Genomic DNA, 24,952 nt, shown 5'->3' on the forward strand with positions numbered 1-24,952 from the left:
AAGGAATCACCATGCAAACCCCTTCCGACACCATCGAGATGTATCTGCTGGCCAAGGATGGCAACCGGCCTCACCTGATCGAGCGGGCCTTTGCCGGCGGCGCGCTGCTGCGCATGGACGTGCGGCAGGGCGACATGGACTTTCCGCCGGTGGCCCACGGCCGCGACGCCATTGCCGAAACCCTGGTACGCCGCTTTGGCCGCACTTATGAAAACGTGTACAGCTTCTGTCTGGCCGATCCTCCCGATCCTGCGTGCGCGGAGTTTCACTGCCCCTGGCTCGTGGCCATGACCGAAAAAGACAGCCGCGCGGTGCGCCTGGGTTGCGGCCAGTACCACTGGCGCTTTGCACCGGGCTCGCGCCTGGCGCAGGAGCTGAGCATTGTGGTGGACAGCATGCAGACCCTGCCGCCCTCGGACATCCATGTCGTGATGCCCTGGATCGCTGCACTGAGCCGCCCCTGGTGCGGAGCGGACAAGGCAATGGTCACAGCGCCCTCCATTCCTTCTGTGCGCGCGGTGCTGGAGGCACTGGCTCGCGCGCCGCGCGCCCCGGCCCGCTCCCCTCTGGCCCTGGCGGCCTGAGCGAGCACCGAACCCTTTCATTTCACTTTGCAAACCATCACACCATGACACAACTTGCACCCACCACCCACATTCCCCGCTGGCAGTTCTGGATTGACCGTGGGGGCACATTCACCGACATCGTGGCCAAGCGGCCCGATGGCTCGCTGACCACCCACAAGCTGCTGTCCGAAAACCCCGAGCAGTACAAGGACGCCGCCGTGGCGGGCATCCGCCACCTGCTGGGTTTGAAGCCTGGCGAGCCCGTCACACCCGCGCTGGTGGAGTGCGTGAAGATGGGCACCACCGTGGCCACCAACGCATTGCTGGAGCGCAAGGGCGAGCCCACGCTGCTGGTGACCACGCGCGGCTTTCGCGACGCGCTGCGTATTGCCTACCAGAACCGCCCCCGTTTGTTCGATCGCCACATCCAGTTGCCCGAGCTTTTGTACACCGAGGTGATCGAAGCGTGCGAACGGGTGGGCGCCCATGGCGATGTGCTGCAGGCACTGGACGAACCCAGCCTGCGCGGCGACCTGCTGGCCGCCTACGGACGTGGTCTGCGCAGCGTGGCCATTGTGTTCATGCACGGCTACCGCTACACCCAGCATGAACAGGCGGCTCAGCGCATCGCCAAAGAGGTGGGCTTCACGCAGATCAGCACCTCGCACGAAACCAGCCCGATGATGAAGTTCGTGAGCCGGGGCGACACCACCGTGGTGGATGCTTACCTCTCACCCATCCTGCGCCGCTATGTGGAGCAGGTCGCCAGCGAGATGCCGGGCGTCAAGCTGTTCTTCATGCAGTCTTCGGGGGGCCTCACCGATGCGGGTACCTTCCAGGGCAAGGATGCGATTCTGTCGGGGCCCGCAGGTGGCATCGTAGGCATGGCGCGCACGGCGGGCCTGGCCGGGCATGAAAAGGTCATCGGCTTTGACATGGGCGGAACGTCCACGGATGTAAGTCACTACGCCGGTGCGTTCGAGCGCGAGTTCGAAACCCACGTCGCCGGTGTGCGCATGCGCGCCCCCATGATGAGCATCCACACGGTGGCGGCTGGCGGCGGCTCGGTATTGGCCTACGACGGTGCCCGCTTCCGAGTGGGCCCCGAAAGCGCAGGCGCCAACCCAGGCCCGGTGAGCTACCGCCGTGGCGGCCCGCTGGCAGTGACCGATGCCAACGTGATGGTGGGCAAGGTGCAGCCGCGTTACTTCCCCAGCGTGTTTGGCCCCGCCGCCAACGAAACACTGGACGCCGATGCGGTGCGTGCCCGCTTTGAAGAAATTGCTGCGCAGACCCAGCGCAAGCCCGAAGAAGTGGCCGAAGGCTTCATCCAGATCGCTGTGCAGCAGATGGCCAACGCCATCAAGAAGATCAGCGTTGCACGCGGCTACGACGTGACGCGCTACACGCTGCAGTGTTTTGGTGGCGCGGGCGGCCAGCATGCCTGCCTGGTGGCCGACGCCTTGGGCATGTCGCGTGTGTTTGTGCACCCGCTGGCGGGCGTGCTCAGTGCTTATGGCATGGGTCTGGCGGACCAGACGGTGATCCGCGAACAGGCGGTGGAGATGCCACTGGCCGCCGCATCGCTGCCGCTGATTGCGGAACGCCTGGACGCACTGGGCTCTGCGGCCCAGGCCGAGCTGGAGCGCCAGCAGGTCAGCGCCAACCCGGTGCAGGTGCGCCACAACGTGCACGTGCGCTACGAAGGCACCGATTCGGCCCTGGTGGTGCCGTTTGGCGACATGGCCAGCATCCAGGCCGCTTTCGAATCTGCCTATCGCCAGCGTTTTGCCTTCCTGATGGTAGGCAAGGGTCTGGTGGTGGAGGCCGTGTCGGTCGAGGCCATGATTGCGGGCGATGCCCCCGCCGAGCCGCGCCTTCCCGTGCATCCGCACCGCAAGCACCCACAGCGCGAGACGGTGAAGATGTACTCGGGCAGCGCATGGCACGATGCCGCCCTGGTGGTGCGCGAGGACCTGCACCCTGGCGACGTGATCCCAGGCCCGGCCATCATTGCCGAGAAGAACACCACCACCGTGGTGGAGCCCGGCTGGTCTGCGCGCCTCACGGACCTGGATCACTTGGTGCTGGACCGCGTCACCGCGCGCAAGGTGCAGTACGCCGCAGGCACCACGGTGGACCCGGTGCTGCTGGAGGTGTTCAACAACCTGTTCATGAACATCGCTGAGCAGATGGGGTTGCAGCTGCAGAACACGGCCTACTCGGTCAACATCAAGGAGCGCCTGGACTTCAGCTGTGCGCTCTTCGATGCCACGGGCAACCTGATCGCCAACGCGCCGCACATGCCCGTGCACCTGGGTTCCATGGGTGAGAGCATCAAGACCGTGATCCGCGAGAACGCGGGGAAGATGCACCCGGGCGATGTGTACATGCTCAACGACCCGTACCATGGCGGCACCCATCTGCCCGATGTGACGGTGATCACCCCGGTGTATGTGGCCGAGGGCAAGGAGCCCACGTTTTATGTGGGCAGCCGGGGCCACCATGCCGACATCGGCGGCACCACGCCGGGCTCGATGCCACCGTTCTCCACGCGCATCGACGAAGAGGGTGTGCAGATCAACAACGTGAAGCTGGTGGACCGTGGCATCTTTCTGGAAGAAGAGGTGCGCAGCCTGCTGACGACGGGTGGCGGCACCACGCCATACCCCAGCCGAAATCCCCAGCAGAACCTGGCCGATCTGCGCGCGCAAATCGCCGCCAACGAGAAGGGTGTGCAGGAACTCTCGAAGATGGTGGGACAGTTTGGCCTGGATGTCGTGCAGGCCTACATGCGCCATGTGCAGGACAACGCTGAAGAGTCGGTGCGCCGCGTGATCACGCAGCTCAAAGACGGGCAGTTCACCCTGAAGCTGGACAACGGCGCACAGATCAGCGTGTCGGTCAAGGTCAATGTGGCCGAGCGCAGCGCGGTGATCGACTTTGCAGGCACCAGTGCGCAGCAGACCAACAACTTCAACGCCCCGCGTGCTGTGTGCATGGCGGCGGTGCTGTATGTGTTCCGCACGCTGGTCGACGATGACATTCCGCTCAATGCCGGGTGCTTGAAACCCCTGCAGGTCATCATCCCGCAGGGCTCCATGCTCAACCCCAACCCGCCGGCCTCGGTGGTGGCGGGCAATGTGGAGACCTCCACCTGCATCACCAATGCGCTGTTCGGCGCCTTGGGCGTGATGGCGGGCAGCCAGCCCACCATGAACAACTTCACCTTTGGCAATGCGCAGTACCAGTACTACGAAACCATTGCCGGCGGCAGCGGTGCCGGTGCGGTGTTCGATGCTTCGGGCCGCACGGTGCGCGGGTTTGACGGCACCAGCGTGGTCCAGACGCACATGACCAATTCGCGCCTGACCGACCCCGAGGTGCTGGAGTTCCGCTTCCCCGTGGTGCTCGACAGCTACGAGATCCAGCGCGGGTCTGGCGGGGCAGGCCGCTGGGCGGGTGGTGATGGTGGCGTGCGGCGCGTGCGCTTTCTGGAGGCGATGACGGCCAGCATTTTGTCCAACGGGCGCCTGAACCCCGCCTTTGGCATGGCAGGCGGCCAGCCCGGCCGGCCCGGTGCCAACCGCGTGCTGCGTGCCAACGGCCAGGTGGAAGAGCTGGGCCATATCGGTGCGGCGCTGATGGAGCCTGGCGATGTGTTCGAGATCGCTACCCCCGGCGGTGGCGGCTTTGGCGAATGTGTCACGTCGTGACGTGATGGGCCGCTGACCCCAGTGGGGCATGTGCTGTGTGCGATGTACCTGCGGGGACACACTGGGCACAGCGCTTGCCACCACTGGTTTCCACCCCCGCACGGTGCGGGAAATGAACCAGGAGAACGCTCATGAACTACTTGCCAGCCACTTCCGGGGCGCTTGGCGGCGCCACCTTCTCCGCCGCACCTGTACAAGCGGATGTCAGCCGTGCCACAACAGACTCTGCCGCCCAGAGTCCAGAGCCTGCGCGGCGCAGCCGCACCCTGAGCGTGGGGCAGAAGCTGGCGGCCAGCTTTGGCATTCTGGGCTTCGCGGTGGCCTTGCTCGGCGCCACCACCTGGCTGACGGGCCAGGACACCAGCCGCCAGGCTACGCTGCTGACTGCAGAGCAGCTGCCCATTGAGCGCACGGTGCGGGACTGGAAAACGCAGTCTGTCTATATCGGCCAGATTGCATTGCGCGCCACGTTGTCGTCCGACGTGTTCCCGCTGGTGGCTGAGATGCGCAGCCAAATCGCCGCTGAAGACGCGATGCGCAAGCGCATTGAAGAAGCGATGGCCAAGGCGTCCTCCAGCGAGAGCGCCGGGCCGCTGTGGACCGAAGCCCAGGAACAACGCCAGAAATATGCAGTGTTGCGGGATGCGCTGGTGCAAAACGCCCTCGAAGCCAAGATCATCAGCCAGAAGGAGTTGCAGGAACACGCTGCTGCTTTGACCCAGTACCTGCGCTCCATTGACCAGTTGCTCGCAGCCTCCGAGCAGTCATCCCTGAAAGCGGGTGACAGCATGATTACCGACGCGTCCCGTGCGCAATGGGTCAGTGCTGTGGCGGTGCTGGTGGTGGTGGCGTTGTCGGCGCTGTTTGGCTGGCTGCTGCGGCGCTCCATCGTGCTGCCGCTGCGCCAGGCCTGCGAGGCGGCCGACCTGGTGGCGCGGGGCGACCTGACGGTGCGCATGCAAACCCAGCGCACCGACGAGATTGGCCAGCTGCTCACGGCGCTGGACAAGATGGTCGAGTCGCTGCACTACGTGGTGACCGAGGTGCGTGACTCGGGCGAATCCATCCATGTGGCCAGCTCGGAGGTGGCTGCGGGCAACACTGACCTGAGCATGCGCACCGAGCATGCCGCCAGCAACCTGCAGCAGACGGCGGCCAGCATTGCGCAGCTGGCGCAGATGGTGGCCGCCAATGCCGACAGCACACGCCAGGCCAATGCCCTGGCGCTGAACGCCACCGAAGTGGCCAGCAAAGGCGGCGAAGTGGTCAGCCAGGTGGTCAAGACCATGGAAGAGATCAACGCCAGTAGCAAGAAGATCGCCGACATCGTGGGCATCATTGATGGCATTGCGTTCCAGACGAATATCCTGGCACTGAACGCCGCCGTGGAGGCCGCCCGCGCGGGCGAACAGGGGCGCGGCTTTGCCGTGGTGGCCAGCGAAGTGCGGGGCCTCGCAGGGCGCAGTGCCAATGCGGCGCGCGAGATCAAGGCGTTGATCTCCACCAGTGTGGACAAGGTGAGTGACGGCGCCCGGCTGGTGGTCACCGCAGGTTCCACCATGGGCGACATCGTGCAGAGCGTGGAGCGGGTGACCACGCTGATGTCCGAGATCAACGAGGCCAGCAGCGAGCAGAGCACGCAGATCGGCCAGGTGAGCCAGGCGGTCGACCAGCTCGACCACATGACGCAGCAAAACGCCGCGCTGGTGGAGCAGGGCGCTGCAGCGGCCCAGAGCCTCAAGGACCAGGCCAACCGGCTGGCGGGTGCGATGGGGCAGTTTCAACTCACGCGGGCAGCCGCGTGAGCGCCAGTGCCAGATACATCAATAAAAAAGGGCCTGCAGCGCAGGCCCTTTAAACACTAGGTGCTATGAATTTTGATGGTGCTTACATGCCCGCGTAGTTCGGGCCACCGCCGCCCTCCGGCGTGACCCACACGATGTTCTGAGTGGGGTCCTTGATGTCGCAGGTCTTGCAGTGCACGCAGTTTTGTGCGTTGATCTGCAGGCGCTGGGCATCACCGCCTTTGGTGGTGTCGGGCACAAACTCATAAACACCCGCCGGGCAATAGCGCGCCTCGGGGCCCGCGTACTTGGCCAGGTTGATGTTGACCGGCACGCTCGCGTCCTTGAGCGTCAGGTGGGCGGGCTGGTTCTCTTCATGGTTGGTGTTGCTGATGAACACGCTGGAGAGGCGGTCGAACGTGAGCTTGCCATCGGGCTTGGGGTAGACGATGGGTTTGCACTCGGCCGCAGGCTTGAGGTACGCGTGGTCGGGCTTGTCGCGGTGCAACGTCCAGGGGATGTGGCCGCGCAGCACAAATTGTTCGAAACCGTTCATCAGCGTGGCCGTGGTCAGGCCGTACTTGAACCAGTTCTTGAAGTTGCGGTCCTTGTTCAGTTCGGTGTGCAGCCAGCTCTTTTCAAAGGCTTCTGGGTAGGCTGTCAGCTCGTCGTGCTGGCGGCCAGCCACCACGGCGTCGTAGGCGGCTTCAGCGGCCAGCATGCCGGTCTTGATGGCGGCGTGGCTGCCCTTGATGCGGCCCACGTTCAGGTAGCCCGCATTGCAGCCCACCAGTGCGCCACCCGGGAACACGGTCTTGGGCAGGGCGTTGATGCCGCTGGCGTTGATCGCGCGTGCGCCGTACGACAGTCGCTTGGCTGTGACTTCGCCCTTTTCATTTTCGAAGTAGTAGCGGACGTTCGGGTGCGTCTTCCAACGCTGGAATTCCTCGAAGGGGCTGAGGTAGGGGTTCTGATAGCCCAGGCCGGTCACAAAGCCCACGGCCACCTTGTTGCCCTCCAGGTGGTACAGGAAGGCGCCGCCGTAGGTGTCGTTCTCCATGGGCCAGCCAGCGGTGTGCATCACAAAGCCGGGCTGGTGCTTCTTGGGGTCGATTTCCCAGAGTTCCTTCACGCCAATGCCAAAGCTCTGCGGGTCGCGGTCCTTGTCGAGGTGGAACTTAGCGATCAGCTGCTTGCCGAGGTGGCCGCGTGCGCCTTCGGCAAATACGGTGTATTTACCCAGCAGCTCCATACCGAGCTGGAAGTTTTCGGTGGGCTCGCCGTCCTTGCCGATGCCCAGATTGCCCGTGGCCACACCCTTGACGGAGCCGTTATCGTTGTAGAGGACCTCTGCGGCGGTAAAGCCGGGGAAGATTTCCACGCCCAGGGCCTCTGCCTGCTCGCCCAGCCACTTGGTCAGGTTGCCCAGGCTGATGATGTAGTTGCCATGGTTCTGCGCAAACGGTGGCAGGAACATGTTGGGCACGCGAAAGCCCGATTTTTCAGACAGGAAGATGTAGGCGTCGTCGGTGACGGGCTGGTTAAGCGGCGCGCCGCGCTTTTTCCAGTCGGGGATCAGCTCGGTGAGCGCCTTGGGGTCCATGATGGCGCCCGACAGGATGTGCGCACCGGGCTCGGAGCCTTTTTCGAGCACCACGACCGTGACGTCCTGGCCTTTTTCGGCCGCCAGTTGCTTCAGGCGGATCGCAGTGGCAAGGCCGCCAGGGCCACCGCCAACGACCACTACGTCGTATTCCATGGATTCACGGGGGCCGTATTGGGCGAGGATTTCTTCGTTGGTCATGGGCTTCTCGTCGGGCGTTTGATAATGGATTATTTTCTACAGAGCGCCGACCGCGCCCTGTCTGTCTGGCGACTGATTGTATTCACGGAATATGGACAATCGAACGACCGTTCTATTTTGATCAGTAGGGAGACTCTAAATGGCATACAGCATCGACTTGTCCGGCCGCGTGGCCTTCATCACGGGCGCCTCCAGCGGCCTGGGCGCTCAGTTTGCCCGCACGTTGGCCCGCGCGGGCGCAGGCGTCGTGCTGGCCAGTCGCCGCGTGGAAAAGCTCAAGGAGCTGCGTGCGCGCATCGAAGGCGAGGGCGGTGATGCCCATGTGATCGAACTCGATGTGACCGACCACGACTCCATCAAGTCCGCCGTGGCCCATGCCGAGACCGAAATGGGCTCCATCGACATTCTGGTGAACAACTCGGGCGTGAGCACCACGCAGCGCATTCAGGACGTGACGCCCGAGGACTACGACTTCATCTTCGACACCAACGTGAAGGGCGCCTTCTTTGTGGCGCAAGAGGTGGGCAAGCGCATGCTGGCCCGCTCGCGCGGCGCGGCGCCGGGCAGCTTCACGGGCGGGCGCATCATCAACATTGCCTCGATGGCGGGCCTCAAGGTGTTGCCGCAGATCGGCGCCTATTGCATGAGCAAGGCCGCCGTGGTGCAGATGACCAAGGCCATGGCCATCGAATGGGGCAGGTTCGGCATCAACGTGAATGCGATCTGCCCGGGCTACATCGACACGGAAATCAATCACCACCACTGGCAGACCGAGCAGGGCAAGAAGCTCATCGACATGCTGCCCCGCAAGCGCGTGGGCAACGCGCAAGACCTGGATGCGCTGCTGGTGATGCTGGCCAGCGACCAGAGCCATTTCATCAATGGTGCGGTGATTGCGGCTGACGACGGCTTTGGGGTCTGATCCCTCGGGTGTGCGAAGCCATGAAGATTGAAATCCCGGAAGTCAAGAAGCTGGTTTTTGAAATGCGCTTCCCCGTGCGCTGGGGCGACATGGACGCGATGGGCCATGTCAATAACACGGTGTATTTCAGATACCTGGAGACGGCCCGCATTGAGTGGATGGTGTCCGTGGGCTGCAACCCCGATCCGCGCGGTCAGGGGCCGGTCATCGTCAATGCGTTCTGCAATTTCTACAAGCAGCTCGAATACCCGGCTGACGTGCTGCTCAAGCTCTATGTGAGCGACCCGGGCCGCACCACGTTCGAGACCTGGGGCACCATGGAGCGCACGGACCAGCCCGGCGTGATTTGCGCGGCAGGTGGCGCCACCACCATCTGGGTGGACTTCCCGCAGCAGAAGGCAGCGCCCTTGCCGGACTGGATGCGGGCGCTGGTCTCTGCGGATTGAATTTGAATGAAATAGGGCTCTAGCGCTTATTGGTTAAGCGCCAGTAGCTATCAAACATGTAGTAATTGCGCCAGGGCACTTACTTCTGCTTGGGCACCCGTCCCATCAAGTAAAACTCTGGGTTGGGCTGCATGCCCGCAAAGCTGGCCATGCGGTTGCTCAGGCCAAAGAACGCAGTGATGGCCGCGATGTCCCAGATGTCCTCGTCGTCAAAACCATGGGCGTGCAGGGCCACAAAGTCGGCGTCCTCGACTTCGTGTGCGTCAAGGCAGACCTTCATCGCAAAGTCGAGCATGGCGCGCTGGCGCGGGCTGATGTCGGCCTTGCGGTGGTTCACGGCCACCTGGTCGGCCACAAACGGTTTCTTTTCGTAGATGCGCAGGATGGCGCCGTGGGCCACCACGCAATACAGACACTGGTTGGCGGCACTGGTGGTAGTGACGATCATCTCGCGCTCGCCCTTGGTCAGGCTGCCTTCTTCTTTCAGCATGAGTGCATCGTGGTACGCGAAGAACGCTCGCCACTCGGCCGGGCGGCGCGCAAATGCCAGGAACACGTTGGGGATGAAGCCCGCCTTCTCCTGCACTTCCACGATGCGTGCGCGGATGTCTTCGGGCAGGGTGTTCAGGTCGGGAAAAGGGTAGCGGCTCACGGCGGTCTCCTGTGGTTTTTGTGAGTTGAGGTTGCGGGGCAAGTATCACGGATGCCACTGGGTGGCTCGTACAGGGCTTTGTGCGGGCGCGGCCGAATTGCCCGCCAGCGCATACGACAACTGGGTGGCCGCAGCCATCACTGTCTGCGCCAGCGCTTCGAGCTTTTCGGCGGGCAGGCGCGATGCCGGGCCCGAAATGCACACCGAGCCCATCAGCCGCCAGTGCATGCCAAACACCGGCGCTGACACGGTGGCCACGCCCTGTTCGCGCTCGCCAATCGACCAGTGGTAGCCCTTTCTGCGGATCTCTTCATAGGCCTTGCCCGGCTCGCCAGAAAACGCCAGGATCACACGGCCCGGCGATCCTTTGTCCAGCGGCAGGCCTTCGCCCATGCGTGCGTGGTGGCGCAGCGCCTGCGGGCCTTCCACACGGACGAGGCAGGTCCGCACATTGCCTTCGCGCACATAAAACGCGGCGCTTTCGCCCGTGGCAAGGGTCAGCTCGCGCAGCGCGGGCTCCAGCACGTTCTGCACGTCAAAACCGGCCTGGTAGCGCGCCCCCAGCCAGCCTGCGGCCGGGCCCAGGCGCCAGTCGCCGTCCTCGCGCTGCACCATGAAGCCCGACTGCGCCAGCGTGCGCGCCAGGCGCAGCACCGTGGTCTTGTGCAGGCCGCAGCGGCGGCTCAGCTCGGCCAGGGGCAGGCTGGATTCGCCCAGTGCAAAGGCTTCCAGCACCTGCAGGGCACGTGTGACGGCGATGACACCACCACCGGGTTCTGCATCTGCCGGAGCCATGGGACGGGGCGCGGGGGCGAGGGGTTGGGAGGGCTTGGCGGGGTGGTTGCTCATGGCGCAATTCGTTTCATGGTACGCAACTGCATTGTATGGGTTGAAACGTCTGCGTACAGTCGCACCCACGGCGCCGGACCAGAACACGTATCACAACAAAGGCCCTGCAGACCGGCGTGACGAACCACCACAACGGAGACAAATTCATGACCGCCTTCACTTCGCTTTCGCGCTCCCTGTGCGCTGCCTTCCTGGGCTTTGCGGCCGCAGCCGCACCCACCGGGGCCGCTCTGGCGCAGGCCGCTTACCCCAGCAAACCCATCCGCCTCATCGTGCCGTTCCCGCCCGGCGGCGGCACCGACATGATTGCCCGCACGGTGGCGCAAAAGCTCACGGACCAGAACAAGTGGAACGTCATCGTGGACAACCGCCCCGGCGCGGGCGGCAACCTGGGGGTGGATGCCGCCGCCAAGTCACCCGCCGACGGCTACACGCTCGTCATTGGCCAGACCAGCAACCTGGCCATCAACCCCACGCTCTACCCCAAGCTGCCGTACGACCCGCTCAAGGACCTTGTGCCCGTGGCGCTCGTCTCGTCCTCGCCCATCGTCATGGCTGCGCCCATCAACTCACCCTTCAAGAGCTACGCTGATGTGGTGGCGGCCGCCAAGGGCAAGCCCGATGCGCTCACGCTGGGCTATTCGGGCAACGGCACCGTGGCCCACCTGGCCGGGGAGCTGGCCGAAAACGCCGCCGACATCAAGCTGCGCCACATCCCCTACAAGGGCGCGGCCCAGGCCATGACGGACCTGGTGGGCGGGCAGATCGACCTGTACATGTCGTCGGTGCCCACGCTGCTGGGCCAGGTGCGCAACGGCAAGCTCAAGGTGATTGCCATCACCTCGGCCAAGCGCTCGCCGCAACTGCCGGATGTGCCCACGCTGGCCGAGTCGGGCTACAAGGGCTTCGAGGCCGTGACCTGGTTCGGCATCCTGGCCCCTGCCGGTACGCCCACACCCATCCTGGCGCAGCTCAACAAGGCCATCAACGCGGCCCTGCAGCAGCCCGATGTGGCCGACAAGCTGCGCTCCGAAGGCGGCGATGTGCTGGGCGGCACCGCCGAGCAGTTCAGCGCGCTGCTCAAAGCCGAAGTGCCGCGCTGGGCCAAGATCGTCAAGGACTCGGGCGCCAGCCTGGACTGACGGGCTCACGCTGGGGGGGCGGTTTGTCCCGCGTATCTGCCCGCCCCACTTCTTCACCTTCGCATTTCATCTGCACTTCGCCAGCCGCTGAGTCCGGGGCTGGTTGCGCTGCGGCATGGGCGCCTTGCACCCGCATCCCAGTCAGCCGCGCCCATTCGCTCCCCAGCATCTCCGCGTTCTTTCCAAGGATTCCCCATGAGCCAACTCCCTGAAATCATCCGCACCATCGAGCGCGTCAGCGCCGACGTCGTGAGCAAAGCGGCCACCTACCAGGCCGCCATCCTGGCCGACGTGGCGGGCCGCCGCGGCACCATGCACGGCCGCGTGGCGCCCGTGCACCAGAACATGAAGGTGGCGGGCCCTGCCTTCACCGTCGAAGTGCGCCCCGGCGACAACCTCATGATCCACGCCGCCATTGCCCTGGCTCAGCCGGGCGATGTGCTGGTGATCGACGGCAAGGGCGACCAGACGGCGGCCCTGATGGGCACGCTGATGCTCAGCGCCTGCAAAAAGCGCGGCCTGGCGGGCGTGATCGTGGACGCCGCCATCCGCGACAAGCTGGAAATTCTGGAGCTGGACTTCCCCGTGTTCAGCGCGGGCTTCAACCCCGCAGGGCCCACCAAGTACGTGCCCGGCCGCATCAACCACCCCATCTGCGCCGGTGGTGCCGTGGTGAACGCGGGTGACCTGGTCGTGGGCGATGCTGATGGCGTGGTGGTGATTGAGCGCGAAAAAGCCCCCGCCATGCTGGCCCTGGCCGACAAGAAGGTGGCCGACGAAGCCGCCCGCATCGAAGCCATTGCACGCGGCGACACCGCATCGAAATGGCTGCCTGCCGCGCTGCGCGCTGCTGGCGTGCTGAAGGAAGGGGAATCGCTGTGAGCCAAACCATCATCGTCACCGGCGCCGATCTGGCGCAGCAAGCCCTGGACCTGCTCACGGGCTACGACATCGTCTACGCAGGCAAGACGCCTACCGAAGAAGACATGGTGGCCCTGTGCGGTGCGCACAACCCCGTGGCCATCATCGTGCGCTACGGCAAGGTGGGCGCTGCGGTGATGGACGCGGCCCCGGCGCTCAAGGTCATCTCCAAGCACGGCAGTGGCACCGACACCATCGACAAGGTGGCGGCCAAGGCCCGGGGCATTGAGGTGGTGGCCGCCGTAGGCGCCAACGCTGCGGCCGTGGCCGAGCAGGCGCTGGCGCTGCTGCTGGCCTGCGCCAAATCGGTGGTGCAGCTCGATGCGCGCATGCACGCGGGCCACTGGGACAAGGCCACACACAAAAGCCTGGAGCTGGGTGGCCGCACCGTGGGCCTGGTGGGCCTGGGCGCCATCGGCCTGCGGTTTGCCAAGATGGCCGACGCCCTGGGCATGCGCGTGATCGGCTTTGACCCGTTTGCGAAGAACCTGCCAGCCTACGTGCAGAGTGTGTGCCTGGAGACGATCTGGCGCGAAGCCGATGCCGTGTCTCTGCACTGCCCGCTGACTGACGAGAACCGGGGCATGCTGAACGCCACCACGCTGGCGCAGTGCAAGCGCGGCGTGATCGTGGTGAACACGGCGCGTGGCGGCCTGATCGACGAGGCCGCGCTGCTGGCGGCCGTGCGCTCGGGCCAGGTGATGGCGGCGGGGCTGGACAGCTTCGCGGTCGAGCCGATGACGGCGGGCCATCCCTTCCAGGGCGAGAAGCACTTCATCCTCAGCCCCCACATCGGCGGTGTGACCAGCGATGCCTACGTGAACATGGGCGTGGGCGCGGCGCAGAACCTGCTGGCCGTGCTGGCCCGGGTGCCTGGCGCAGCGATGGCTGCGGCCTGACGCCAGCCCCCTTCCTGAAAGCAAAGAGAAAAAAGGCACGGGGCAGGGCGCCTCGGCCCATGGAGACAAAGACATGCACACTATTTTGAGAAGAAAAACGGCCTCTGCGCGCGTCCATCATGCGCTGATAGCTATTGTTTGTATAGCATCCAGCGCAGCAGGGGCGCAAACTGCGTTCCCCCACAAGCCCGTCAAGCTGGTGGTGGGTTTTGCCGCAGGCGGCCCCACCGACGTGGTGGCCCGTGCGTTTGCCGACCACGCCAGCCGCGCGCTGGGCCAGCCCTTTGTGGTGGACAACAAGCCCGGCGCCAACACCATCCTGGCCGCCCAGGCGGTGGCCAGCGCGCCCGCCGACGGCTACACGCTGCTGTTTGGCGCCACCAATCACACCATGATCCCGGGGCTGTACGCCGGGCGGGTGAAGTTCGATGCGGTGAAGTCGTTCAAGCCGCTGTGCACCGTGGCCACCAGCCCCACGGTGCTGGTGGTGGGGCAGGCCCTGCCCGTGAAGTCGCTGGCCGAGTACATGGCCCGTGCGCGCAAGGAGCCGGGGCGTCTGTCCGCAGGCACGGCGGGCGTGGGCAGCTCAGGCCACTTTGCCACCGAGATGTTTGCCCGCGCCAACAGCCTGCAGCTGAACCACGTGCCCTACAAGGGCGCCGCGCCAGTGGTCACGGACTTGGTGGGCGGCCAGCTCGACAGCTCGTTTGCCACGCTGGGCTCAGTGCTGCCGCAGATCAAGAGCGGCAAGCTCACCGCGCTGGCCGTGGCATCGCCCAAGCGGTCGTCGCTGCTGCCCGATGTGGCCACGTTTGCCGAGGCCGGTGGCGGCAAGTATTCAGCCGACGCCTGGTATGGCCTGCTGGCCCCGGCGGGCCTGGACGACGCCATTGCCCAGCAGCTGGAGCGCGTGGCCAGGGACTTTGTGCAAAGCCCTGCGGCCAACGACAAGTTGCGCGGCCTGGGGCTGGACGCCGATGCCACCTGCGGCGCGGCGTTTGCCAGCCAGGTCGGCCGTGAAGTGGCCACCTATACGCAGATTGCACGCGAGCTTGATCTGAAAGTGGATTGACCCCCCTGAGGCGCTTTGCGCCTTCCCCCCTCTCTCGCCTCGCTGCGCGATGCGGGAAGGGGGACGCAGCCAGTGCGGCGGGGCGGCCCTTGCACGGCTGCCTGCGCTTTGTCAGCGCCAGTTTCGCAGGCCATGGGCCAGCGATACCTGTTTGTTCTTCATGGATTGAATAGATAAGGAGACTTCATGTTGCGTTTTCTCAAACCCTTGATCGCCGCCTGCGCCTTGGCTGCAGGCCTGGCCCACGCCGCCTTCCCCGAGCGGCCCATCACCCTCGTCGTGCCCTATGCCCCTGGCGGCGCGGCCGATGCGGTGGCCCGCGTGGTGGCCACCCGCCTGGGTGCCAAGCTGGGCGGCAGCGTGATTGTGGACAACAAGGCGGGCGCCAGTGGCACCATTGGCGCGAGTTTTGTGGCCAAGGCCCCGGCGGATGGCTACACCATGCTGTACGACGCCACGCCACACTCCATCAACCCGCACCTGTTCCCCAAGATGCCGTATGCCAGCACCGCGCTGCAGCCACTGTCGCTGGTGCTGCTGGCGCCCAATGTGCTCATCGTGAAGGCCGATGCGCCCTACAAGAACGTGGGCGAGCTGATTGCCAAGGCCAAGGCGCAGCCCGGCAAGATCAACTTTGCCTCGGGCGGCAGTGGCACGGTGCAGCGCCTGGCCGCGGAGCTGATGGCCCAGAAGCTGGGCCTCGATATGGTGCATGTGCCCTACAAGAGCGGCGGCCCCGCCATCACCGATGTGATCGCGGGCCAGGTGGACTTCATGTTCGGCACCGTGGCTGCGACCTATCCGCATGTGGCGGGCGGCAAGCTGCGCGCGCTGGCCGTGTCGGCGCCCGAGCGTTCCAAGCGCCTGCCCGATGTGCCCACGGTGGCCGAGGCGGCCATCCCCGGCTATGAGGCCTACGAGTGGAACGGCGTGTTTCTGCCTGCGGGCGTACCTGCCGACGTGGCCACCAAACTGCAGCAGGCCCTGCAAGAGGTGCTGAAAGAAGACGAAGTGAAGCAGCGCCTGGCCGACCTGGGCGCCCAGCCCATCGGTTCCACGCCTGCGGAGTTTGCCGCCTTCCTCAAGAAGGAAGACAGCAAGTGGGGCGAGGTGGTGAAGAAGGGCAACATCAAACTCGACTGAGCCATGTCTTTGCCCGCGCTGACCACGCCCGTGCCGCACTCGGTGGGCCTGAACCGCCCGCAGCGCCTGCTGCCGCCCGGCGCGTGCGACAGCCACATGCACATCTTCGATGCACGTTTTGCACCGTCTGCCCATTGGCCGCGCACGCCGCCCGATGCGCCCGTGGCCGCCTACCGACAGCTGCAGCAGCGCCTGGGCAGCACACGCACGGTGGTGGTCACGCCATCCACCTATGGCACCGACAACGCCTGCACGCTGGATGCGCTGGACCAGTTGGGTGACGACGCACGCGGCGTTGCAGTGGTGGACCCCCGCGTGAGCGATGCAGAGCTGGCCCGGCTGGCCGCGCGCCGCGTGTGCGGGCTGCGGGTCAACTTTGTCTCACCCCAATCGTGGGGCACCACCACGGCGCAGATGCTGACCACACTGGCGGGCAAGGTGGCACGGCATGCGGACTGCGCTGGCTGGCACATCCAGGTGTTCGCGCACCCGGAGCAGATCGTGGCGCTGGCGCCTGTGCTGCAGGCGCTGCCGGTGCCGCTGGTCATCGATCACCTGGGGCGCATCGACCCGGCCGAAGGGCCATCGGCCCAAGCCTTTGGCGTGCTGCGCCGCTTGCTGGACAGCGGCAACACCTGGGTCAAGCTCTCGGGCGCCTACATGCGCTCTGCCGTGCGGGGCCCCAGCTACGCCGACACCCTGCCGCTGGGGCAAGCCCTGGTGCGGGCTGCCCCCAGTCACCTGGTGTGGGGTAGCGACTGGCCCCACACCACCGAGGCGCCGGGCACCGTGAACGATGCCGACCTGGTGGACCTGCTGCGCGCCTGGGCGGGCTCGGATGCCGCGATGGACCGTATCCTGGTGGACAACCCGGCGCGGCTTTATGGTTTCAGCACCACCTCCTGACAACGAAAGCCTCTTCCATGTTTCTGCTGCAATCCCCCGAGGTCCGCGAGCTGGCGTTTTTCAGCTCCATGCCCGACACCTTCCGCCGCCCCGAGCGCAGCGCCTGGGCCGATGCCAACCGGGGCGGCACTGCCACCGATTCGTTCCTCGAAGGCCCTGTGTTCGACGACGCGGGCAACCTGTACGTGACCGACATCCCCTGGGGCCGCATCTTCCGCATCGACCCGCAGGGCGCGTGGACGCTGCTGGCCGAGTACGACGGCGAGCCCAATGGCATGAAGTTCATGGATGCGGGCACGCTGCTCATCACCGACTACAAGAACGGGTTGATGCGGCTCGATATCGCGACCGGCAGGGTCACGCCGTACCTGGAACGCCGCAACAGCGAGCGCTTCAAGGGCGTGAACGATTTGATCTTCGACGCCGACGGCAACCTGTACTTCACCGACCAGGGCCAGAGCGGCCTGCACGACCCGAGCGGGCGCCTGTACCGGCTGCGCCCCAATGGCCAGCTCGACCTGTTGCTGGCCAACGTGCCCAGCCCCAACGGCGTGGCCCTGTCGCCCGACGGCCGCGTGCTGTACCTGGCCGCCACACGTAGCAACTGCGTGTGGCGCGTGCCGCTGCTGCCCGATGGCAGCGTGGCCAAGGTGGGGCAGTTCTTCACGTCCTATGGCCCGAGCGGCCCCGATGGGCTTGCGGTGGATGGGGCGGGGCGCTTGTTGGTGGCCAACCCGGGCCTGGGTTATGTGTGGGTGCTCAACCACCGGGCCGAGCCCGTGCTGGTGCTGCGGGGGCCTGCCGGAGCCTCCACCACCAATCTGGCTTATGGTGGGGAGGGCGGGCACACGGTGTTCGTGACCGACTCGACCCACGGCCACATCCTGTGCGCACGGCTGGATGTGGCGGGGCTACCCCTGCACCGTTCGACCCCGGACTGAATGTCGGGCCAAAGGGCAAGGGCGTTTTCAGAGCTTTACTGGGCTGCGGCGACCTTTGCGGCGCCGCGATAGCGTGACAGCCAGTGCGCGTAAGGCGCGGGCAGCGTGTTCCATTCGGGCTTTTGCACGCCCAGCACCTGCGCCAGGTGGTAGGTGTAGTGCGGATTGGACAGGTGGGCGCGGCCGATCATCACCAGATCCATCTGGCCGTCGGCCACTGCACGTTCTGCGATTTTCGGGTCATCGATGCCCCACGACGAGGCCACGGGCAGGTCGGCTTCGCTGCGCACGCGCTGTGCGACCGGGGCCAGGAAGGCGGGGGTTGCCCAGGGAATCTGCGTCTCGGCAATCACGAAGTTCGCGCTGACGTTGACCATATCCAGGCCACGTTCGCGCATCTTGCGCACCAGCTCAATGGACTCGGCCACGGTTTCCTCGTCGCGTCCGTCGTATTCGATGACTCCGAAGCGTGCCGTGAGTGGCAGGTGCGCGGGCCACACCTTGCGCACGGCCTCCACGGTTTCCAGCAGAAAGCGCGCGCGGTTGTCAAAGCTGCCGCCGTACTGGTCGGTGCGCTGGTTGCTGTGGGGCGAGAAGAAGCTCTGCGCTAGGTAGCCGTGGGCAAAGTGCAGTTCCAGCCACTCGAACCCTGCGGCCAGTGCGCGACGTGCGGCGGCCACAAAGTCGGCCTGCACGCGGGCAATGTCTTGCAGTGTCATGGCCTGGGGTACCCGGGGCAGACCGCCGCCGTAAGCAATGGCGGACGGTGCTATCGGCTGCCAGGCACGCGCGTCGTTCTCGGGAATGTGGTCATCGCCTTCCCAGGGGCGTTGGGCGCTGGCCTTGCGGCCTGCGTGGGCGATCTGGATGCCGGGCACGGCGCCAGCGGCCTTGATGCTGGCGGCGATGCGGCTCATGCCTTCGATCTGCTGGTCGTTCCAAAGGCCTGTGCAGGCCGGGGTGATGCGGCCTTCGGGCGATACGCCCGTGGCCTCGACGATCACCAGGCCTGCGCCGCCGCGAGCGAGACCGGCGTAATGCGCTTGGTGCCATTCATTGGTGAAGCCATCCACCGCGCTTTACTGACACATCGGCGGGATCGCGATGCGGTTGCGCAGGGTGACGCTTTTGAGCTGGAACGGTGTGAACAGGGCAGACATGCAGCTTGTTTTCTTGTCGGTTGATTAGAAAAGGAATTTCGGGCTGAGGGCGGGGGCAAAGACACCACGGCCACGCACAGTGAAGATGGTGGGTACGATGCAGCCATAAACCAAATCGATAGTTCTTATTTCTGAAATCATGGCAATTGATATCAGGGCCATGGACCTGAACCTGCTCAAGGCACTGGATGCCTTGCTCGACGAACGCAGCGTAACCCGCGCCGCCCAGCGCCTGTCGCTCACCCAGCCTGCGGTGAGCGGCATGCTGACCCGGCTGCGCGAGAGCTTTGATGACCCGCTTTTCGTGCGGACACAGCGTGGCATTGCGCCCACGCTGCGCGCACAGGAGCTGGCCGCGCCGGTCAAGGAACTGCTGGGTGGGATCGAGTCGCTGCTGCAACCTCAGGCCTTTGACCCTGCCACGGCGCAGATGACGGTGCAGCTTGCATCCACCGACTATGCGTTGCAGGCGGTGGTGGTGCCATTCCTGGCCATGCTGCGTCGCCGCGCGCCGGGCGTGCGCGTGGCCGTGGTGCCGGCCCAGCATCTGCCGGTGTACGAGCGGCTGGAGCGGGGCGATATCGATCTGGCCCTGATCAGCCCCGAGAACACGGCGCCAGACCTGTATGCCCGGCACCTGTTTGACGAGCGCTACGTGTGCGTGATGCGCGCCGGGCACCCGGATGCAAAGGGCGGCGCGCTGTCGCTGGACCGCTTCTGCGCGCTGGACCATGCGCTCATTTCGTACACGGGTGGCGGTTTCTGCGGCGTGACGGATGAGGTGTTGGCACGCTTGGGCCGATCACGGCGGGTGGTGCTGTCGATCACCAGCTTTCTGGTGCTGCCGGAGATCCTGCGCAACAGCGACCTGATCGCGGTGGTGCCCCAGCGGGTGGTAGCTGATGCTCGCGGGCTGGTTGTGCTGGAGCCACCAGTGGCCATACCTGGCTTCGTTAAAACTGCTGCCTGGCATGAACGCACCCACCGCTCGCCGGGGCACCGCTGGGTCCGCTCGGTGCTGTTCGATACGTGTGGGTGCAAGGAGGCCGGTAGTCCGCTGCATTTGCCGAAATTAGAGAAAAACTATTGAATTAATCAAAACTATTGCCTTTTCATAAGGAAATGCACTCCATAACATCGGCTGCTCACCAACGCCAACAGGAGTGCCTCATGACACAAGAGACCAACAAGTGCCCGTTTGACCACACCAAGGCTGCCGCGCCCAAGGGCCGCGGCAATGCCGACTGGTGGCCAGACCAGCTCAATATCCGTCCCCTGAACCAGAACTCCCCGCTCACCGATCCCATGGGCGACGGCTTCGACTACGCAAAAGAATTCAAGAGCCTGGACCTTGCTGCCGTAAAGGCCGACCTGCATGCGCTGATGACTGACTCGCAGGATTGGTGGCCCGCAGACTTTGGCCACTACGGGCCATTGTTTGTGCGCATGGCCTGGCACAGCGCCGGAACCTACCGCCTGGCGGACGGACGTGGCGGCGCAGGGGCAGGGCAGCAGCGGTTTGCGCCGCTCAATAGCTGGCCCGACAACGCCAATCTGGACAAGGCACGCCGCCTGCTCTGGCCCATCAAGCAGAAGTACGGCCGCAAGATCTCGTGGGCCGACCTGATGATCTTGACCGGCAACGTGGCACTGGAGTCCATGGGCTTCAAGACCTTCGGCTTTGCCGGTGGCCGCCCCGACGTGTGGGAACCCGATGAAAACGTGTACTGGGGCGCAGAGACCACATGGCTCGGCGGCGATAAGCGCTACAGCGGCGAGCGCGACCTGGCCAAGCCCCTGGCCGCAGTGCAGATGGGCCTGATCTACGTGAACCCCGAAGGCCCGAACGGCAACCCTGACCCCCTGGCCGCAGCGCGCGACATCCGCGACACCTTTGCCCGCATGGCGATGGACGATGAAGAGACAGTGGCATTGATTGCTGGTGGCCACACCTTTGGCAAGACCCACGGCGCGGGCGATGCCGCGCTGGTGGGCAAGGAGCCCGAAGGCGCAGGCATCGAGGAGCAGGGCCTGGGCTGGAAGAGCAGCCATGGTTCTGGCAAGGGCGGCGACACCATCACCAGCGGCCTGGAAGTCACCTGGACCACCACGCCCACGAAGTGGAGCAACAACTTCTTCGAAAACCTGTTCGGCTTTGAGTGGGAGCTGACCAAGAGCCCGGCCGGTGCCCACCAGTGGACGGCCAAAGGTGCCGAGGCCACGATTCCACACGCACACGATTCGTCGAAGAGGCTGGTACCCACGATGCTCACCACCGACCTGTCGCTGCGGTTTGATCCGGCTTACGAGAAGATCTCGCGCCGCTTCCTGGAGCACCCTGAGCAGTTTGCCGACGCATTTGCGCGCGCCTGGTTCAAGCTCACACACCGCGACATGGGGCCGCGTGCACGCTACCTGGGCCCTGAAGTGCCCGCCGAAGTGCTGGTCTGGCAAGACCCTGTTCCTGCAGTGGACCATGCTCTGGTCAACGAACAAGACATCACGGCACTCAAGTCCAAGGTGTTGGCGTCGGGCCTGTCGATCTCTGAGCTGGTATCGACGGCCTGGGCTTCTGCCTCAACTTTCCGAGGCGGCGACAAGCGCGGCGGAGCCAATGGGGCGCGCATTCGTCTGGCTCCGCAGAAGGACTGGGACGTAAACCAGCCTGCACAACTGGCCAAGGTGCTGGGCCAGCTCGAAGCCATCCAGCGCGCGTTCAACGCCGAGCAGACGGGCGGCAAGAAAATCTCGCTGGCCGACCTCATCGTGCTGGCCGGTGGCGCCGCTGTGGAGGCTGCCGCGAAGCGAGGCGGGCAGGACGTGACCGTGCCTTTCACCCCCGGCCGCACCGACGCCTCGCAGGAGCAAACCGATGTGCCATCGTTCGAAGTGATGGAGCCCGTGGCCGATGGCTTTCGCAACTACGTGCGCCCCGGGCTGGAGGGCGCTGTGGCCGAACTGCTGATCGACCGCGCGAACCAGCTGACCTTGACTGCGCCAGAGATGACGGTGCTGGTCGGCGGTTTGCGGGTACTGGGTGTCAACATGGGCCAGGCGCCTCACGGAGCTTTCACGCAGCGCCCGGAAACGTTGAGCAATGACTTCTTTGTGAACCTGCTCGACATGCGCACCCAATGGCAGAAGTCAGCGAGCGCAACCGGTGTGCTGGAAGGGGTGGACCGCAGCACAGGCGCCAAGAAATGGACCGGCACCGTGGTCGACCTCGTGTTTGGCTCGAATTCCGTTCTCCGTGCGCTGGCCGAGGTCTATGCCAGCAGCGATGCCCAGGCCGTGTTTGTGCAGGACTTCGCCCGCGCCTGGACCAAGGTGATGAACCTGGATCGCTTTGATCTCGCGGCAGCGTAAACCTGGGGCTCAGCACTTTGACAAAGCCACCTGCCTGGCCCTTCACGGGGTATGGCAGGTGGCTTTGTGTTTTTCGTGCAGGCGCTGCGGCTACGATGGCGGCCCCAACTGAACCGGAGAGCCCGCATGACACAACAACTCCCATCCACCAAGGACTTCGAAAAAGGTCTGGCCACACGCAAGCAGGTCATGGGCGAGGACTTTGTCGCCAATGCCTTTGGCAATGCCACGGCGTTCACCCAGCCGATCCAGGAGTTCATCACCCGCAATGCCTGGGGCGATGTATGGCAGCGGCCGGGGCTGGACATGAAGACGCGCAGCTTGATCACGGTGGCGTTTCTTACCGCGCTGGGCAAGCAGCATGAGCTTAAGGGCCACGTGCGCGGCGCGCTCAACAACGGCGCTACAGCGGCAGAGATCCAGGAAGTGTTGCTGCACGCCAGCATCTACTGCGGCCTGCCGACGGCAGTCGAGGCTTTTCGCACAGCTGCTGACGTGATCGACGGCCCGAAGTAGGGCTCAACCAGCGAGCAATTTGTGTACTAGGTCGGCAGCGGTGGATGCGTTGTACTTGCGCATGAGGCGTGCCCGGTAAATCTCCACCGTGCGGTGGCTGATCTCCAGGGCCCGGCCGATCTCCTTGGAAGTCAGTCCCTCCAACAGGCGCGCAGCCACCTCGCGTTCGCGGCCTGTCAACTCGGCCTTCACGGGGCGTTGCGAACTCAGGTCTTCAAAGCTCCAGATGCCTGATTCATGCGGGGCATCTCGGTTGAGTGCACGGCCTGACACATGGCACCAGAAGACCTCACCGTTGGCACGCTTCATGATGCGGTTGTCGGCGTAGTGGCCCTTGGCGTTCAGAATAGGTTCCATGTGCGCCCCAAGGCGCTCGTATTCGTCGGCGCTTGGATAAAGTATCTGGAACGACTGACCGATGAGCACCTCGCGCGAGGCGCCGAACATCTCGCACACATGCCGGTTGCAATCGACCATGGTGCGGTTGCGCGACAGCACCAGGCCCACGGGGGCCATGTCAAAAGCGAGTCGGTAATCAACGTCCATTGGCAACGTCCATAGTGCAAGTCTTTACGGGATACTACTTAATCGGGTACGTAGTATCGTAGCGCATCCAAATTCACAAGGAGATCGTGGTGAACAAGTTATTCCCCTCCGCAGCTGAGGCCCTCAAGGGCGTGGTTGCAGACGGCCAGCTCATGGCTGTGGGTGGTTTCGGTTTGTGTGGCATCCCTGAAGCGCTGATCGACGCCTTGCGCGATTCCGGCGTCAAGAACCTCACCGTGATTTCCAACAACGCAGGTGTGGATGGCTTTGGCTTGGGCAAGCTGCTGGAAACCCGCCAGATCAAGAAGATGATTTCGTCCTACGTGGGCGAAAACAAGGAGTTCGAGCGCCAATACCTTGCCGGCGAGCTGGAGCTGGAGTTCACGCCCCAGGGCACGCTGGCCGAGAAGCTGCGTGCAGGCGGCGCGGGCATTCCTGCTTTCTTTACCAAGACCGGTGTGGGCACCATCGTGGCCGAGGGCAAGGAACTGCGCGAGTTCGACGGCGAAACCTATGTGATGGAACGCTCGCTCGTGCCCGAGGTGGCGCTGGTCAAGGCGCACCGCGCCGACAAGTCGGGCAACCTGCAGTTCCGTCTGACGGCCCGTAACTTCAATCCTGCCGCTGCCATGGCCGGCAAGGTCTGCATCGTTGAAGTGGAAGAGGTGGTGGAAACCGGTGCCATGGTGCCCGACCAGATCCATCTGCCCGGCATCTATGTGCACCGCATCGTGCACAACCCGAACCCGGAAAAGCGCATCGAAAAGCGCACCATCACTGAGAAGGCGGGCGTTTAAGCCTGCGTTTATCGAAAAGCAGGCGTGCAAGCCTGCCGTCACCGAACAAGCTGGAGAAATACATATGTCGTGGAGTCAAGACCAAATGGCGGCGCGTGCCGCCCATGAGCTCGAAGACGGCTTTTACGTGAATCTGGGTATTGGCATCCCTACGCTGGTGGCCAATTTCGTGCCCGCCGACAAGGAAGTGTGGCTGCAGTCCGAAAACGGCATGCTCGGCATCGGCCCGTTCCCCAACGAAGATGAGGTGGATGCGGACCTGATCAACGCTGGCAAGCAGACCGTGACCACCATCAAGGGCTCGTCCATCTTTGGCAGCCATGACAGCTTTGCCATGATCCGTGGCGGCAAGATCAACCTGTCCATCCTGGGCGCCATGCAGGTCAGCGAAAAGGGCGATCTGGCCAACTGGATGATCCCCGGCAAGATGGTCAAGGGCATGGGCGGTGCGATGGACCTGGTGGCGGGTGTCAAGCGCGTGATCGTGCTCATGGAACACGTTGCCAAGAAGAAGGACGGCACCGAAGACCTGAAGATTCTGCCCCAGTGCACGCTGCCGCTGACGGGCGTGGGCGTAGTGGACCGCATCATCACCGACCTGGCAGTGATGGACGTCACCCCCCAAGGCCTGAAGGTGGTGGAACTGGCTCCGGGCGTGACGTTTGATGCCCTGCAAGCCAAAACGGGCGTGACGCTGATTCCTTGACCGTTGTTGGGGGCGTTTCTCAAACGCAAAAAAGGCCGAGGCTCCGTGAGGGGCCTCGGCTTTTTGCTTTCAGCATCGGGCTGCAGCCGTGACAACGA

General features: G+C 64.6%; 21 protein-coding genes and 1 pseudogene. 17 read left to right on the top strand and 5 right to left on the bottom strand.

Translation table 11 applies throughout. The features are described 5' to 3' along the window. Positions 1-11 precede the first annotated feature (11 nt). The 3 genes from C8C94_RS05110 to C8C94_RS05120 all read left to right on the top strand — a co-directional run bounded on the left by C8C94_RS05110 (position 12) and on the right by C8C94_RS05120 (position 6,087). Positions 12-584: a hypothetical protein gene (locus tag C8C94_RS05110; protein ID WP_121419956.1), complete on the top strand. Its 573-nt coding sequence runs from the start codon at positions 12-14 to the stop codon at positions 582-584. Positions 585-628: 44 nt separating this feature from the next. Beyond that, positions 629-4,282, top strand: a complete 3,654-nt coding sequence (locus C8C94_RS05115) for a hydantoinase B/oxoprolinase family protein (RefSeq protein WP_121419957.1) — start codon at positions 629-631, stop codon at positions 4,280-4,282. A gap of 131 nt (positions 4,283-4,413) precedes the next feature. Then, positions 4,414-6,087 carry a methyl-accepting chemotaxis protein gene (locus C8C94_RS05120; RefSeq protein WP_121419958.1) on the top strand — a complete coding sequence of 558 codons (1,674 nt, stop codon included), beginning with the start codon at positions 4,414-4,416 and terminating at the stop codon, positions 6,085-6,087. Positions 6,088-6,169: 82 nt separating this feature from the next. Here the strand turns inward: C8C94_RS05120 and C8C94_RS05125 are convergent, their stop codons facing one another. After that, entirely contained in the window at positions 6,170-7,870 is a 1,701-nt protein-coding gene (locus C8C94_RS05125) for an electron transfer flavoprotein-ubiquinone oxidoreductase (protein ID WP_121419959.1), read from the bottom strand. 139 nt (positions 7,871-8,009) lie between these two features. On the opposite strand from C8C94_RS05125, the gene C8C94_RS05130 reads away from it, so the two are divergent. Together C8C94_RS05130 and C8C94_RS05135 are read left to right on the top strand one after the other, a co-directional pair. Beyond that, positions 8,010-8,792 (top strand): SDR family oxidoreductase, encoded by a 783-nt coding sequence (locus tag C8C94_RS05130; protein ID WP_055402392.1) that lies wholly within the window; start codon positions 8,010-8,012, stop codon positions 8,790-8,792. 20 nt (positions 8,793-8,812) lie between these two features. After that, on the top strand, positions 8,813-9,238 hold the full coding sequence (locus C8C94_RS05135; RefSeq protein WP_121419960.1) for a thioesterase family protein: 426 nt from the start codon (positions 8,813-8,815) through the stop codon (positions 9,236-9,238). A 79-nt stretch (positions 9,239-9,317) separates the two neighbouring features. Here C8C94_RS05135 and C8C94_RS05140 read toward each other — a convergent pair whose 3' ends face one another. Then, the gene (locus tag C8C94_RS05140; RefSeq protein ID WP_121422710.1) at positions 9,318-9,890 is read right to left on the bottom strand and encodes a peroxidase-related enzyme; all 573 of its coding nucleotides are present in this window, start codon (positions 9,888-9,890) and stop codon (positions 9,318-9,320) included. 45 nt (positions 9,891-9,935) lie between these two features. Next, a complete protein-coding gene (locus tag C8C94_RS05145) occupies positions 9,936-10,739 on the bottom strand; it encodes an IclR family transcriptional regulator (RefSeq protein ID WP_370449738.1) in 804 nt (267 codons plus the stop codon). Between the two features lie 146 nt (positions 10,740-10,885). Here C8C94_RS05145 and C8C94_RS05150 point away from each other — a divergent pair, with 146 nt between their 5' ends. From C8C94_RS05150 to C8C94_RS05180, 7 genes are all read left to right on the top strand, one after another. Beyond that, positions 10,886-11,881, top strand: coding sequence for a tripartite tricarboxylate transporter substrate binding protein (locus tag C8C94_RS05150; RefSeq protein WP_121422712.1), 996 nt, complete (start codon positions 10,886-10,888; stop codon positions 11,879-11,881). 195 nt (positions 11,882-12,076) lie between these two features. Beyond that, positions 12,077-12,763, top strand: coding sequence for an RraA family protein (locus C8C94_RS05155; protein ID WP_121419961.1), 687 nt, complete (start codon positions 12,077-12,079; stop codon positions 12,761-12,763). After that, complete coding sequence (locus tag C8C94_RS05160) at positions 12,760-13,701, top strand: NAD(P)-dependent oxidoreductase (RefSeq protein ID WP_121419962.1); 942 nt, start codon at positions 12,760-12,762, stop codon at positions 13,699-13,701. The genes C8C94_RS05155 and C8C94_RS05160 overlap by 4 nt, the downstream gene beginning before the upstream one ends. A 73-nt stretch (positions 13,702-13,774) precedes the next feature. Continuing rightward, the gene (locus C8C94_RS05165) at positions 13,775-14,773 is read left to right on the top strand and encodes a tripartite tricarboxylate transporter substrate binding protein (protein WP_121419963.1); all 999 of its coding nucleotides are present in this window, start codon (positions 13,775-13,777) and stop codon (positions 14,771-14,773) included. 186 nt (positions 14,774-14,959) lie between these two features. Further along, positions 14,960-15,916: a tripartite tricarboxylate transporter substrate binding protein gene (locus C8C94_RS05170; RefSeq protein WP_121419964.1), complete on the top strand. Its 957-nt coding sequence runs from the start codon at positions 14,960-14,962 to the stop codon at positions 15,914-15,916. Positions 15,917-15,919: 3 nt separating this feature from the next. Continuing rightward, a complete protein-coding gene (locus C8C94_RS05175) occupies positions 15,920-16,822 on the top strand; it encodes an amidohydrolase (protein ID WP_121419965.1) in 903 nt (300 codons plus the stop codon). A 17-nt stretch (positions 16,823-16,839) separates the two neighbouring features. Further along, a complete protein-coding gene (locus tag C8C94_RS05180; RefSeq protein ID WP_121419966.1) occupies positions 16,840-17,763 on the top strand; it encodes an SMP-30/gluconolactonase/LRE family protein in 924 nt (307 codons plus the stop codon). A 35-nt stretch (positions 17,764-17,798) separates the two neighbouring features. On the opposite strand, the pseudogene C8C94_RS05185 reads toward C8C94_RS05180, so the two are convergent. Next, a pseudogene (locus C8C94_RS05185) lies at positions 17,799-18,923 on the bottom strand (NADH:flavin oxidoreductase/NADH oxidase). Positions 18,924-19,062: 139 nt separating this feature from the next. Here C8C94_RS05185 and C8C94_RS05190 point away from each other — a divergent pair. The 3 genes from C8C94_RS05190 (at position 19,063) to C8C94_RS05200 (ending at position 22,805) form a co-directional block, all read left to right on the top strand. Beyond that, the gene (locus C8C94_RS05190; RefSeq protein WP_121419967.1) at positions 19,063-20,013 is read left to right on the top strand and encodes a LysR family transcriptional regulator; all 951 of its coding nucleotides are present in this window, start codon (positions 19,063-19,065) and stop codon (positions 20,011-20,013) included. An 80-nt stretch (positions 20,014-20,093) separates the two neighbouring features. Next, positions 20,094-22,289, top strand: a complete 2,196-nt coding sequence (gene katG / locus C8C94_RS05195) for a catalase/peroxidase HPI (protein ID WP_121419968.1) — start codon at positions 20,094-20,096, stop codon at positions 22,287-22,289. Between the two features lie 126 nt (positions 22,290-22,415). After that, on the top strand, positions 22,416-22,805 hold the full coding sequence (locus C8C94_RS05200; protein ID WP_121422713.1) for a carboxymuconolactone decarboxylase family protein: 390 nt from the start codon (positions 22,416-22,418) through the stop codon (positions 22,803-22,805). Between the two features lie 3 nt (positions 22,806-22,808). Here C8C94_RS05200 and C8C94_RS05205 read toward each other — a convergent pair whose 3' ends face one another. Further along, positions 22,809-23,351: a PAS and helix-turn-helix domain-containing protein gene (locus C8C94_RS05205; protein WP_055402413.1), complete on the bottom strand. Its 543-nt coding sequence runs from the start codon at positions 23,349-23,351 to the stop codon at positions 22,809-22,811. A gap of 89 nt (positions 23,352-23,440) precedes the next feature. Between C8C94_RS05205 and C8C94_RS05210 the strand changes: the two genes are divergently transcribed. Further along, entirely contained in the window at positions 23,441-24,148 is a 708-nt protein-coding gene (locus C8C94_RS05210; protein ID WP_055402415.1) for a CoA transferase subunit A, read from the top strand. 64 nt (positions 24,149-24,212) lie between these two features. Beyond that, positions 24,213-24,854: a CoA transferase subunit B gene (locus C8C94_RS05215; protein WP_055402417.1), complete on the top strand. Its 642-nt coding sequence runs from the start codon at positions 24,213-24,215 to the stop codon at positions 24,852-24,854. Positions 24,855-24,952: the final 98 nt, after the last annotated feature.

This window comes from Acidovorax sp. 94 (assembly GCF_003634645.1).
Lineage (GTDB): Bacteria > Pseudomonadota > Gammaproteobacteria > Burkholderiales > Burkholderiaceae_C > Acidovorax > Acidovorax facilis.